Origin of the sequence: Shewanella sp. SNU WT4, from assembly GCF_006494715.1 — a bacterium.
Lineage (GTDB): Bacteria > Pseudomonadota > Gammaproteobacteria > Enterobacterales > Shewanellaceae > Shewanella.
On sequence record NZ_CP041151.1, the window covers coordinates 178,358 to 191,748 of the forward strand.

General features: G+C 48.1%; 15 protein-coding genes. 1 reads left to right on the plus strand and 14 read right to left on the minus strand.

Going from position 1 to position 13,391, the window contains the following annotated elements; all coding sequences use genetic code 11:
• Window position 1: 1 nt before the first annotated feature.
• The 3 genes from FJQ87_RS00710 to nudE form a co-directional block, all read right to left on the minus strand.
• Window positions 2–451: an N-acetyltransferase gene (locus tag FJQ87_RS00710; protein ID WP_240778787.1), complete on the minus strand. Its 450-nt coding sequence runs from the start codon at window positions 449–451 to the stop codon at window positions 2–4.
• Entirely contained in the window at window positions 452–1,264 is an 813-nt protein-coding gene (gene cysQ, locus FJQ87_RS00715; protein WP_140930055.1) for a 3'(2'),5'-bisphosphate nucleotidase CysQ, read from the minus strand.
• A 77-nt stretch (window positions 1,265–1,341) separates the two neighbouring features.
• Window positions 1,342–1,893, minus strand: a complete 552-nt coding sequence (gene nudE, locus FJQ87_RS00720; protein WP_140930056.1) for an ADP compounds hydrolase NudE — start codon at window positions 1,891–1,893, stop codon at window positions 1,342–1,344.
• A gap of 108 nt (window positions 1,894–2,001) precedes the next feature.
• On the opposite strand from nudE, the gene yrfG reads away from it, so the two are divergent.
• Window positions 2,002–2,673, plus strand: a complete 672-nt coding sequence (gene yrfG / locus FJQ87_RS00725) for a GMP/IMP nucleotidase (protein WP_140930057.1) — start codon at window positions 2,002–2,004, stop codon at window positions 2,671–2,673.
• A 107-nt stretch (window positions 2,674–2,780) separates the two neighbouring features.
• Here yrfG and FJQ87_RS00730 read toward each other — a convergent pair whose 3' ends face one another.
• The 11 genes from FJQ87_RS00730 to gspD are packed head-to-tail and all read right to left on the minus strand — an operon-like array spanning window position 2,781 to window position 13,380.
• Window positions 2,781–3,536, minus strand: coding sequence for a type II secretion system protein N (locus tag FJQ87_RS00730; protein ID WP_240778886.1), 756 nt, complete (start codon window positions 3,534–3,536; stop codon window positions 2,781–2,783).
• A gap of 16 nt (window positions 3,537–3,552) precedes the next feature.
• Window positions 3,553–4,032, minus strand: a complete 480-nt coding sequence (locus FJQ87_RS00735) for a type II secretion system protein M (RefSeq protein ID WP_140930059.1) — start codon at window positions 4,030–4,032, stop codon at window positions 3,553–3,555.
• Entirely contained in the window at window positions 4,032–5,225 is a 1,194-nt protein-coding gene (gspL, locus tag FJQ87_RS00740) for a type II secretion system protein GspL (protein WP_140930060.1), read from the minus strand. The genes FJQ87_RS00735 and gspL overlap by 1 nt, the downstream gene beginning before the upstream one ends.
• Before the next feature lie 34 nt (window positions 5,226–5,259).
• A complete protein-coding gene (gene gspK, locus FJQ87_RS00745; protein ID WP_140930061.1) occupies window positions 5,260–6,318 on the minus strand; it encodes a type II secretion system minor pseudopilin GspK in 1,059 nt (352 codons plus the stop codon).
• Window positions 6,315–7,088, minus strand: coding sequence for a type II secretion system minor pseudopilin GspJ (gene gspJ, locus FJQ87_RS00750; protein WP_140930062.1), 774 nt, complete (start codon window positions 7,086–7,088; stop codon window positions 6,315–6,317). The genes gspK and gspJ overlap by 4 nt, the downstream gene beginning before the upstream one ends.
• Window positions 7,066–7,437, minus strand: coding sequence for a type II secretion system minor pseudopilin GspI (gene gspI / locus FJQ87_RS00755; protein ID WP_168195114.1), 372 nt, complete (start codon window positions 7,435–7,437; stop codon window positions 7,066–7,068). The genes gspJ and gspI overlap by 23 nt, the downstream gene beginning before the upstream one ends.
• The gene (gene gspH, locus FJQ87_RS00760) at window positions 7,427–8,005 is read right to left on the minus strand and encodes a type II secretion system minor pseudopilin GspH (RefSeq protein ID WP_140930063.1); all 579 of its coding nucleotides are present in this window, start codon (window positions 8,003–8,005) and stop codon (window positions 7,427–7,429) included. The genes gspI and gspH overlap by 11 nt, the downstream gene beginning before the upstream one ends.
• The gene (gene gspG, locus FJQ87_RS00765; RefSeq protein WP_140930064.1) at window positions 8,005–8,439 is read right to left on the minus strand and encodes a type II secretion system major pseudopilin GspG; all 435 of its coding nucleotides are present in this window, start codon (window positions 8,437–8,439) and stop codon (window positions 8,005–8,007) included. The genes gspH and gspG overlap by 1 nt, the downstream gene beginning before the upstream one ends.
• 41 nt (window positions 8,440–8,480) lie before the next feature.
• Complete coding sequence (gspF, locus tag FJQ87_RS00770) at window positions 8,481–9,701, minus strand: type II secretion system inner membrane protein GspF (RefSeq protein ID WP_140930065.1); 1,221 nt, start codon at window positions 9,699–9,701, stop codon at window positions 8,481–8,483.
• A 3-nt stretch (window positions 9,702–9,704) separates the two neighbouring features.
• Complete coding sequence (gene gspE, locus FJQ87_RS00775; RefSeq protein ID WP_140930066.1) at window positions 9,705–11,276, minus strand: type II secretion system ATPase GspE; 1,572 nt, start codon at window positions 11,274–11,276, stop codon at window positions 9,705–9,707.
• Window positions 11,269–13,380: a type II secretion system secretin GspD gene (gspD, locus tag FJQ87_RS00780; RefSeq protein WP_140930067.1), complete on the minus strand. Its 2,112-nt coding sequence runs from the start codon at window positions 13,378–13,380 to the stop codon at window positions 11,269–11,271. The genes gspE and gspD overlap by 8 nt, the downstream gene beginning before the upstream one ends.
• Between the last annotated feature and the right edge of the window lie 11 nt (window positions 13,381–13,391).

Consider the following 13,391-nt stretch of genomic DNA (forward strand, 5'->3'; position numbering starts at 1 on the left):
CTTAAGTGAGCGTCAGCGCCATCACTAATCGCGCCTGCTCTGGGCCAAAATAGTCCTCCTCAAAGGCTATTTCCACAAACCCTTGGGCAGCGTACATGTGGCGCGCGGGGTTAGTGGGTGACACAGTTAATAAGATGCGCTCAACTCCAGCAGGCGCCTTAGCAATACCCGCATTAATTAGTTGCTTACCTATGCCGCGGCCTTGATAAGAGGTGGCGACGGCTAAGGATAAAATCCAATAATCTTTAGGATCCGATGCCCTCACCGCTAATTGATAACCGACTAAGTTAGCCTGCTCATCTTTTGCCAGCACTAGGCCATCATGCCAGCAATCAAACACTTGGCGAAAGAAAAAGTCAGGATAAGAATGATGGCCAAACACTTGCTGCTCTAGCGCAAAAATTGCTGCGAGATCCGATTTTTCGGCCACAGGTAAAAAAATATTCGTCACTTATTGCTCCTGCAATATTTCATCCCAAGGTAAAGACGGCATGCCTACTACGATGAAATTAGGGTTTTCCATGGTTTCTCTTTCGTTGTAACTCAAGGGTGACAAGCTGATATCCATGATTTGGCCACCCGCTTCTTCAACAATAATTTGCGCCGCACCTGTATCCCACTCACCTGTGGGACCAACTCGTACATAACAATCGGCGCGCCCTTCAGCCACTAAGCAAGCTTTAAGGGCGGCGCCGCCCATGACGACTAACTCACAATGATTAGGGTTAGAAAATAACTTAAGCACTGACTGCGGATCTTGGCGGCGACTCACGGCCAAGCACATATTGCTCTTTTGGCCTTGCGCTAGGGTGCGAGTTTGAATGCGGATTTCTTGATTGGCGGCGCGCTTATAAGCGCCAAGGCCAGCAATGGCGTAGTAACACACATCAGTCATAGGCACATACACTACCCCCATGATCGGGCGGTTATGTTCAACCAAAGCAATGATCACCGAGAAATCACCACTGCCAGCAATAAACTCGCCAGTGCCATCTAATGGGTCCACCAGCCAGTAACGCGGCCAGTGTTCACGCATTGATAGCGGAAGATGACTGTCTTCTTCAGAAATCACTGGAATATCAGGCGTTAACGCCTTAAGGCGAGTGGTAATTAACTGATGCGCAGCAAGGTCTGCCGAGGTCACTGGCGTGTTATCCAGTTTAGTTTGTTGCTCAAAACAGCCATCAAGATAGATAGCTTTGATTGTTGATGCCGCATCACTGGCTATCTCAATCACGGCTTCAAGCCATTGTTCTGGTTGCATGCTTACTCCAGTGGTTAAGGGCCAATGCAAAACCGCTTAACCTCACACAAAATAGGACGGGTTAATCTACTTGAGTATTAAGACTCATGGTTAAGATGCTTAAGCGCTAAAAATAAGGCGCTCACGCTTCTGGATTCGGTAAAGTCGGGATTGTCTAACAGCTGCTCCCACTGCGCCAATGGGCAAGTTTCTATTTCAATGGGCTCAGGCTCATCGCCTTCTAACTTGCTTGGGCTTAAGTCTTGCGCCAAAAAAATCTGCATCTTACTGGAAAAATAACCGGGCGCGAGGGATAGCTCTTTTAGCAAGGTTAAGCGCCCTGCTTGATAACCTATTTCTTCTTGCAACTCACGATTGGCAGCAGTAATAGCATCTTCACCAGGGTCAATTAAGCCCTTAGGGAAGCCTAGCTCATAATTATCTGTGCCAGCTGCATATTCTCGCCCCAGTAACAGCTCATCACCTAATATGGGAACGACCATTACGGCGCCGCGGCTGCCACCTGCCATGCGCTCATACACGCGCTCCACTTGATTAGAGAACTTAAGATGAATTTGCTCAATCTTAAACAAACGACTATGAGCAACGACTTGCCTATGGAGAATTTCTGGCTTTTGCCTTGAACTCATAGCGTCCTCTAATGAGCTGGGTAAATTGAGTTATCTTTTGCTAGCTAATCTTACTATGCTGCTGCTATTGCACAACTGAAAATATCTAGATCATCACAAAGGACACCTATGTTTCCATGGCAACAAATTGATACTGTGTTATTAGACATGGATGGTACCTTGCTTGACCTGCACTATGACAACTGCATTTGGCAGCAATTAGTACCGCAAGCCCTAAGCGCTAAACATCAAATATCGCTAACTGCAGCCCATGCCTTAGTTGATAACGCTTACCAGCAAGTGGCTGGAACATTAGATTGGTATTGCCTAGATTATTGGAGCAATGCTTTAGGCTTAGATATTTTAGCCCTGCATCATGAAGCCGCAGCAAAAATTCAATGGCGCCAAGACAGCTTACCTTTTTTAATAGCCTTAAAGCAGACCAATAAACGCCGAATCTTACTCACTAACGCGCATCCAGATAACTTAGCGCTCAAATTAGCCCACACCGGCTTAGGGACAGAGTTGGAGGGTCAGCTTTCAAGTCATAATACTGGCTTTGCAAAAGAGTGTCCTGAGTTTTGGCAATATGCCATTAAGGCGTTTGACTTGGTGCCAGAGCGCTGCCTATTTATTGATGACAGCCCCAGAATCTTAGCGGCAGCTAAGGCGGCGGGGATTGGTTTTCAGCTCGGAATTACTAATCCAGACTCCCACAAGGCGCCACAAATGATGACAGATTTTATGGCGATCAGTGATTATCAGGTATTACTGCCACCGCTACTTAGCGCCAATGGCTAGATACTGAGTCTGCGATAAGTGTTTGAATGGTTTGAATGAAATATTGATTTTGGTTTAAGACCTCTAGGCAAAGGGTTAGCCTTGCCTAGAGTCTCTACATGATTAAATTACAGCCCAGGAATGCGGCCATTAAATTTAAGCGGGTAATAACCCATATCATCGCTGCGGCCTAAGAAGCTCAAGGCTTTTTTAAGATCGCTTGGCATGGTATCTGTTTCACGTATCTTGGCATCTAGCACTAGTTGCATCTTGTCACCAACAACGGCAGTCCCAGAGATCCCAAGGCCATTGGTGGCTTCATCCATAGCTACTTGCACTTGGCCATCGGTGCAACTCATGGCCACTTGTAACTCACCTAATGGATACTTGCCAAACTGGTTATTAACTTGTAAGTCGGAGGCAAAGGCCTTGCCATCAAGCGCTTCGCACCAAGGCGTGCCTTGCTTAAAGCCTGCGAGCATCACAGTAATATCGCCCTGCGCTTCGGCGCGAAACGGCAAACGCGTATTACCTATTATCCATTTAAGTGGCGCTTCGATTCTGACATCTTTAAGGGCTAAGCCCGCCGCGCTATAACCCAGCCACGCCTTACCATTTACCGCTGAAGCGCGGTTACCTATGATGATTTCTGCCGCCGCTTGGCCTTTTAGTAATTGCGCGGGTAATAATTGCCAGCTCAAATTATCTAGTTGGCGACCATCGATATTCGCCTGCGCTATCTTGCCTGCCCACACACTACCGCTCACGCCTGAGAGCGAGATATTTTTGGGCAGCGTCAGCCAAGAAATAGCGACATTGGCTGGAAACAAGGTCACCATAAACACTAGATACAGCAGGACAAACACGACTAGTTTCTTAAGCACTTTCAAAGCATGTTCCTTATTGCGACAGCTGGATTCGACGCACCTGTACAACGCCAGGGGCATCTGTCTCATTGATATCTAAGCTATCAAGAGACAAGCCTTGCTCTTGCACTAGGTTATCGAGAAAACTCATTAAGGTATTAAAAGGCACATCATCCATCCACAATTGAATCGACTTACCTTGTGGCTGCATCCGGCTAATTTCAAGCTGGAAGTCGCCCGCGGTTTTAGTGACTATATTGCTGATGCTACCGCGATTGCCGCCCTTAGCACCCGCTTGTCGCAAGGCGGTGATTTGATTGGCCGTGGTTTTAACATACTGCAAATTTTGCTGCTGGGTGTGCAAACGCTGCTCGGCGTCTTGCAGAGCATTATTAATTGGACTCCATACACCCCAATAACCTATGCCGATGACTACCATAACCGCCGCCGCGGCGACCATTTGGCGCTCACGCTGCACGAGTGATTCCCACCAGTTCATTAAGCTCTGTTGCATTACATTCTCCTCAAGGTCAGGGTACTGGTCACCGACTGTTCCGCGCTATTCATGGCGCCGGCTTCAACCTTGAAATATTTACTGGCTAACTCGCGAAACTTCTCGATTTGCCCATAACTGCCGGCGGTGACTTGTAAGCGCAACTCACTGCGCTGACTATCAAACCGCAAACCACTCGGCTTAAGGGTTGGCACGGCCTTAAACACAGGTTCAAGCTCACTCAACATAGCAAATAGCTGGCCGCCACCGCCTTGGCCTTGCAATTTACGTAGCTCGCCACCGAGCTGATTACGCAAATTCACTATGCGGCTACTGCCTGGCACCATCTTGGTGAAAATGGTTTGAACTTGCTGCTCGACTTGCTCAGCCTGCTGATTCAGGCGATAAATCGACACGCCTTTATCCACTAAGAACAACACCAGCGCCAGCAGCACCATAGCCGCTACTGGGATCCACCGTTTTAAGGCGGCGCCATAGTGTTTTTGCGGCTTGTAAGCACCTGTGAGTAAGTTGCCAGTGGCACTGGCTATGCCTGAAACCAGCACTTGCATAGGTAATTCAAGGGGCTGCTCACGCATCTCGCAATTCGGTAACGCTAACTCAGTAAAGCAGGCTACAACTGGCGGCTCAGTTACTTTGGCAGTCAATTTAGCCCACGCCAAAGGTACCCAAGAGTTAGGTAATTCAAAGCCTAAGGCTTGATTGGTGCGCAGCAATAATTGATCGCCAAAGGCCATGGCACTCCAATTACAGCCATCCACCAATGGCAGGCATAAGCTATCGGCCAATAAGCTTCGCGCTGTAATGCCGGCATCTGTCAGCCAAGTGAGCCAAAGTTGCATTTGCTGATGACTTACGGCCACTACGCCAAGTAAATCACCATCACGAGCCGATGGCACAAAATGCATATCATCCACATTACCCGCTAGGTTTTCTTCCAGCATAAAAGGTAAGGCCTTTAGCGCCTGACGCTGACCTTTAAGCGGCAAATGCACTTGGGTCAAAGTTAAGCCCGCCGATGACACTAATACGTCAACGGGGCGATGAGCGGCATGCTCGCTAATAGTGGTTAACTGCGCAGGCGTTGCCAGAACACCAGAGGCGATCACTTCATTGACCGCGGCTGACCAAATCAACCAATGGCAAGGGCTCGCATCATCTATGCCTAGACGTATTATCAGGCGTTCACTCACGTTTATTCTCCACTCCTGCATTGGTGCAAGATTGTTATTTTTGTCCACCAAATTGACGGGCTATCACCGCCATCTTATTGCCGCTTTGTCGCTTAAATACTGTGTCCATTAAAAATACGGCATCATCGACCTTGGCCCCAGCCTGCAACAAGAAGTACTGGCTATCGACGACTATGCTCGACTTCATCACATCATTTTGCTGCAGATTAGACACTGAGCCTATCTCCCAAAACTCGGTTATCTTCTCAAAACCGCCATTGGGGCGCTGACCAATAATGTTTTGCGCCTCGCCCACAGAAATTTGATTGTCTAACATGGCAGCAAGCAATGGCGCTTGTTCTGCTTGCAAGGTATTAACGTTCAGTAACTGCCGATCATCGCCTGGAATGGCGCACACATAAGGCTGCAACTTCTGATAAATATCTTGGGTAAAGCCAATGACAGCTCGTAATTCACTGCGATGCTGCAATAGATTATTAGCAGCGCGATAAGGCACAGTTCGCGCTTCATATTCAGCATCTTCCGCGCCCGATGGGCTTACCATATCATCGGCATCCACATAATCTTTAAGGTTATGACTTAAACGTTCGGCGCTATATTCATCCATGCCTAACGCCACTAACAAGGCTTGAAACTGGCGAGTGGGCAAGGGCATTTTAGGCGCGCCGTTCTCAACTTCTTTAGTCTGCTGCGACAAGGCATTAAGGTTAAAACAAGAGCGCATGTCAGTGATCTTGCCTGAGATCTGCCCATGCTCCGCCGGAAACACTACATCGGCTAATGCCCAGTATTGCTGCAAATGCACTGTGCCATCGCTGTCATCAAGATCTTGTTTTAGTACCTTTTTCACTAGCTGTTCGGCGCTCATGGCATACCAATAGGCTTGATCATATTGCGCCAAATTTAAGGTCCGCCGCACTTCTAATTGATTGCGCGAGCTAATGTCTGTGGCTAACGAGGCCAATATCACGACTATCAGCAACACCACTAATAAGGCGACACCAGACTGGCGTTTAGCGCCAATGCCCTTGGTTGATAAGGGCTTAATGACTGTGCGCTTAATGTCTCTGCGCTTAATGCCTTCGCGCCTCATGTATTAGTGTCTCCCTCAGCATCACCGCCTGAGGCATTGCCGTTATAATCGGTATCATTGCTACCCGAGCCATTTTGATCGGTATCGTCCTGGTTGCCATCATTAGGGTTGGCATCATTACCGTCATTATTTGGGGCATCATTTTTAACTAATGAGTTTTCCGGCAGTAAAAACTTACGCTGAATAATGCCATAGCCTTCTTGCTCAACTGAGATGGCAATGGCCAGTGGCATTTGATTGCCATCTATCTTAGTTTGCCAAGCATCATTGATATAAAAGGCATAATTTACGGCTAAGACCTTATCCATCAACACGGTTTTTACGGGCTCAGTACCGATTTCTGGATCTGGGTACGGAAAATGCCAGCGCTCTAAGCGCCCTTCCACTAACACATAGGCAATGGCCTGAATGCTGCCCCTTGGCAATAAGCCATTAGGATTTAACCAGCCTAAGCGGTAAAACACTAAGGCTTCATCATCAGAATCTAATAAGCCTTTACCGGTTTGCAGCACAGTATTACTGCGACTACCATCGGCGCCCCTTGGATGGCGCGGCACCATTTGTTGCAAGTCACGGGCAATGGCACCAAAGCCTATTTGTAAGCCTTGCAAATGCTTAGCAAAGTCTTTGGTGACTTCATTATTTTTCATCACAGCTTGCAGCACTGTATTGGACGCTAAACCCAACAAGGCAAAAATCGCGATGGCAATTAGCATTTCCAGCAAGGTAAAGCCGGCTAGATTGCGCTTATAAGTCTGGGTTAGCCACATAACTACTCACTTGGGCATGAACCCTATCAAAACGGCGGTCATCACTCACACTGATACGGATCATGCGAAAGTTATCATCGGTAGTTTTGACTATTTCGCGGCGCCAAAACCACTCTTTGCCAGCTAACTCTTCTGTGCCTTCTTTCTTGCCGATAGGCAAAAAGTTGGGTTCTAATCGCGCATCGACCATTTGATTGTCAGCCACCCATTGGGCTTGAGTACGCTCTTCTAAAATCGGCATGTTGGCCATCAAGTCGCCCAAGCTTTTGGTAATAGCGAGCGCCGCCACCGCAAAAATACCAAGCGCGACCATGACTTCCAATAAGGTCATCCCCTTATTAAATTTCACTCAAGGACTCCCGACTCACTCGGCCTAAACTGTCGGCAAACACTTTGGCTTGAATAAGCTCTTTGCTATCACCGCGAGTGGAGAAAATCACTTCAAAGGCCGTCACTTCACCGCTAGGAAATAATAATATTTGTGGCTCTGGCTGTTTTTTATCTTGCTCAAAGCCGGCATCAGCCTCTTTAAATGGCTCTTCAAACCAAGAATCATCTTGTTCATCGTCTTGGATAAGCGGCATGCCTTCAACAATCACATCAAGCTGTACTTCTGGCTCTAATTCACGCTTACTCAAGAGCCGGTCTTTCTCGAGAACTTGCCACTTATCCTCATGAAAGACCACAAATTCATAGCTGTCAGGCGCGACCACCACCCCCAAAAACTGGCCGTTGAGTATGGCTTCATCCAGCACCACGCGCACGGCCGTCATAAACTGGTTGGCATGCTTATCTAGTTGTTGCTGCGGGCCGTTACTACCAAGGGACAAAGTAACAGCGCTGGCGGCAATCCCCATTAACAGGACCACCAGCAGCACTTCTAGCAAGGTAAAGCCTAGGTGGCGAGAATTAGCCATTACTGAAATTTCTGTAAATTCCAGTTGCCTATGTCATCTTCAGTACCCGCTTGGCCATCAGGGCCCACACTGAACACATCAATCTTGCCATTTTCGCCCGGGCTTAATAACAAGTAGTCGTTGCGCCATGGGTCTTGTGGCAAACGCTTAAGGTAACCTTCGTTACGATAATTGCGCGGCTCAGGTGAACCACTTGGCTTTTGCACTAAGGCATCTAAGCCTTGCTCTGTGGTTGGATAAATACTGTTATCTAACTTGTACATGTCGAGCGAGTTTTCCAGCGCAACTATGTCGGACACAGCTTTCTGTTGGTCGGCTTTCTCTTTGTTACCCATAAGGTTTGGAACCACCATGGATGCCAAAATACCTAAAATCACAATAACGACCATGACTTCCAGTAAGGTGAAGCCCTGTTGTCTTGTATTTCTTTGCATTGATTACTTCTCCAAAAAAGGCCTGAGGCCAAATAACATCACTATCCACTAATCATATTGTTAAGGGCTAATATCGGCTGCAAAATCGCGAGCACAATAAATAGCACTACCGCCGCCATAGACACTACCAACATAGGTTCAAACACCCCTAAGGCAATATTGACGTTGGCTTCAAACTCATTGTCTTGGTTATCTGCAGCGCGCTCTAGCATCTGCTCTAACTGACCACTCTTTTCACCGGACGCTATCATGTACAGCATCATAGGTGGGAACAGCTTAGTATTGCCAAGCGCCGCGCCTAAGCTAGTTCCTTCTCGCACCCGCGCCGTGGCATCTTCCACCGCTTCGCGCACCCGCACATTTTGCAGTACGTCGCAGGCAATGCGCATGCCCTCAAGTAAAGGCACAGAACTTGCCGATAAAATACTTAACGTCCGGGCAAAACGGGCGGTATTTACCCCTTTGCTGACCTTGCCCACCACGGGCATTTTCAGCAACAAGGTATGATACTTCATTTTAAACAAGGGCTTTTGCAGCAGCTTTTGCATTAATAAACTGCCACCAAGGATTAAGCCCACCATAGCTAGGCCATAGCTTTGCATAAAGTCAGACGCCGCAATCAAGATGCGCGTCGCAGTCGGTAACTCTTGCCCCATGTGCTGAAACTGGCCGACCACTTCTGGCACTACTGCTACCAACAAAATCGATATCACACCTATGGCCACTAAGGTCAGCATGATGGGATAGATCATGGCCTGGGTCAGTTTAGATTTAAGCTGTTGGCGCCGCTCGGTGTAATCTGCCAAACGATTAAGCACAACTTCTAAGTGACCCGACTTTTCACCAGAGGCCACCATGGCGCGGTACAAATCATCAAACACATGAGGATACTCAGCCATGGAATCCGCTAGCGAGTAACCTTCCACCACGCGCGAACGCACCGCCATGATTAAGCTAGCTAAGCGCGCTTTTTCACACTGCTGACCGACGGCTTTAAGGGTTTCTTCAATGGGAATACCCGCGGCCACTAAGGTCGCAATTTGGCGAGTGATCAATGCCAGTTCAGCCACAGAAACCTTAGGCTTAAACCAGCTAAAGCTTTGACGAGTGCGGGTTTCTTTGGCCGCAATTGGTTGAATGTCTAACGGCATCAACTGTTGATCGCGCAGCTGACTACGGGCATGACGAGCACTGTCGGCCTCTATCACCCCTTTTTTCTGGGCGCCTTGTTTAGTGAGCGCCTTATATTCAAATGCCGGCACCTATTATTCCTCGCGCGTAACGCGCAGCACTTCTTCTAAGGTAGTCGCGCCAGCAAGCACCTTGCTCATGCCATCATGACGAATACTCGGCGTTTGTTTACGCAAATGCTTTTCAATGGCAAGCTCGCCGCGACCACTGTGGATGAGCTCACGAATATGATCGTCAACCACTAATAACTCATGGATACCAGTACGGCCACGATAACCATTGTGACCACAAGCGGCGCAGCCATTGGCGCGATAAATCACGACATCGCTGGCATCCTCTTCAATGCCAAGTAACTGACGCTCACGCACATCGGCGGTGTGGGGCAACTTACATTCATGGCATAAGGTACGAATTAAGCGCTGCGCCAGCACCCCGAGTAAACTCGATGACACTAAGAAAGGCTCAACCCCCATATCTTGCAAACGAGTAATGGCGCCAGAGGCGGTATTGGTATGCAAGGTCGAAATCACTAAGTGACCAGTTAACGAGGCTTGCACCGCAATTTGCGCGGTTTCTAAGTCACGGATTTCACCTATCATCACCACATCAGGATCTTGACGCAAAATCGCGCGCAGACCGCGGGCGAAGGTCATATCAACCTTAGTATTAACCTGTGTCTGACCTATGCCATGCAGCTCATATTCTATCGGGTCTTCAACTGTTAAGATGTTAGTATCTTTAGAGTTAATCTCAGTTAAGCCCGCGTAAAGTGTGGTACTTTTACCTGAGCCGGTGGGACCGGTCACCAATAAGATGCCATGGGGTTTACGAATAAGCGCATCAAAGCGCACCCGCACACCTTCGGTCATACCTAACTGTTTTAAATCAAGATTGCCGGCGTTTTTATCAAGCAAACGCAGCACTACCCGCTCGCCATGACTTGATGGCATAGTCGATACTCGCACATCCACCGCGCGGCCACCAATACGCAATGAAATGCGGCCATCTTGCGGCACCCGTTTTTCGGCGATATCAAGCCTTGCCATAACCTTAATACGCGACACCAACAAGGATGACAGCTTGCGATTAGGCTTAAGCACTTCTTTTAAAATGCCATCGACACGGAAGCGAACAATGAGCTGTTTTTCATAGGTTTCAATGTGAATATCTGAGGCTTCTTCTTTAATAGCTTCCGATAACAAGGCATTGATTAAACGAATGATAGGCGCGTCGTCATCACCTTCCAGCAAGTCTTCGGTTTGCGGCATTTCTTCGGCTAAGGTGAACAAGTCCATCTCATTGCCTATGTCTTCCATTAATTGCTGCGCTTCAGAAGAGTTAGCTTGATAAGCGGCGGTTAACCTAGCTTCAAAGGCATCATCGTGTAGAGCAACCAAGGGCAAGGTACGCCCTGAGTAGCGGCGCACTTCTAGCAAGACTGCCAGCGACGTATCGTTACGATGAAACAAGGTGAGCTTGTCGTCTTGCTTATCTAAGGTCACCCCAAAGCGATGGGCGAAAGCAAACGGCAAACGGTCGCGACTGTTGCTAACATAGGCCGCATCAATATCGGCCTCTGACAGCAAGTCTTGGTTAACGTCGGCAAGCTCAGTCGCAAGCCCAGAGATTGGCTGAATATCACTCATCGACTTTATCTTTTTGTTTGTTTTCGTCTAACACTTTTAAGGTGCCATCAGTCTGACGCATAGGCGTTGCTAAGCCTTTACCCTCTTTGTAACGCTCTAAAATCGCATTCACTTCATCGGGTAAATATTCGGCTTGATCCCACTCTTCAAGGATAGGCACATTAGTGTTTGGCATTAAGTTAACGCCGCGCTCTTGCTGCTCTAACTGCAAGGCTCTGAAATAGTTGTACTTACGGCCGGCAATGCCTTCCATAGTAATGCCATCACGAATAATGGTGGGCTTAATAAACACCATCAGGTTTTTCTTTTTGCGGCCCGATGACGATGATTTAAATAAGTGACCAATAATCGGAATGTCACCCAAAAAAGGAACTTTTTGCACGCTTTCTTGCACTTCTTCGTTAATCAAACCACCTAGCACTACGATTTGACCTGAGTCAGCCATCACAGTGGTAGTTAAACGGCGGGTTGCGAAAGTTACGTCGACACCGGTTTTACCGTTAATGCCAGAGACTTCTTGCTCAATGGTGAGCTTAACCGAGGTGCCTTCGTTAATTTGTGGCACTACTTTAAGCTTAACCCCGACCTCTTTACGCTCCACGGTTTGGAAAGGGTTAGAGTTACCGTTTGATGAGTTTTGCGAGCCAGTTAATACCGGCACTTCATCACCGACAATAAATGACGCTTCTTGGTTATCTAAGGTAGTGATAGAAGGTGTGGCCAGTACGTTGGAATTAGTATCACTCGACACCGCTTGAATCAGCGCGCCAAAGTCACCCATAGTAACGCCCCACGCCATGCCGTTCACTTTACCTAACGCCTGCGCCAATAAGGTAATGTCACCGCGCTTAGGTGGATTTTCAGTACATATTGTACCGTCACACACTTTCGAGCCTTCTTCACCTTGGGCTTGCCAAATACCGGCGCCAATTTCACCAATGGTTGGGCCTAAGTTATTAAACTGAGTACCACCGCCTGCGGTCGTAGCCCATTGAATACCAAAGCCAACATCATCGCCTTCGGCAACTTCCACAATAATGGCTTCAACTAAGACTTGTGCGCGGCGAATATCGAGCTGATTTATTACACTTTCAAGTGTGCGCATTTGCTCAGGATCGGCACTGATCACTAACGCATTGGTATCTGTATGCGCCATGATGTTGATTTCGTTGCGGGCGCGGTTATTACCGCCGTTACCTGGAGCGCCGCCCTCTTGGTTTTGCTGCAGTTTTTCAGCAAACCCCGTTAATACTGTCACTAAATCTTCGGCGTTGGCATAACGCAAATAACGCACCTTGGTATTACCACTGCTAGCTTGCTCGGCATCCAGATTTTTAATCAGGCTCACTACGCGCTCGCGGCTTTTTAAATCGCCACTCACAATCACAGCATTCATGCGCTCATCGGCCACCACTTTAGGCGCTTGCCCTGGTAACTGAGCTTGATTGCCACTGGTGCGATATAAACTGTCGATAATACGCACGATTTCACCGGCAGAGGCATGCTTAAGCTTAACCACTTGAGTTTCAGTATCGCCTTGCTTATCAACGCGCTGCACTATCTCAACTAACTTATTCACCACAGCCGCGCGGCCTGTCAGCATCAACACATTCGATGGGTCGTAGTTAACTACGTTGCCGCCACCGGCGTTATCGTTAAGTTGACGCAATAATGGCGCTAACTGCTTAGCTTCAGTGTTATACAAGGGCACTATGCGCGTCACGAGTTCATCACCCACACCCGGCGCAGCATCATCGGCCACGCGAATGGCAGACACTTTAGCGTCCTTGTCCTTCACGACTTTCAAGACATTGTTTTCCATCTCAACAATGGCGTAGCCATAAACCTGCAACACGTTCAGGAAAAACTGGAAATACTGCTCATCGTTGAGCATGTCATAACTGCGGACATCAATCTTGCCACGCACAGTCGGGTCAACAATGATGGTTTTATCGAGGTTCTTACCCACGATATTGATAAACTCTTTAATGTCTGTGCCTTTGAAATTGGCAGCATATTGTTCAGACCAAGCTGGCGACGATAACATCGCCGCGCCAGCGAGCATGGTCGCTACTAGCTTGCGTCGAAACTGGAAGTTTTTCATTGTTCTGTTTT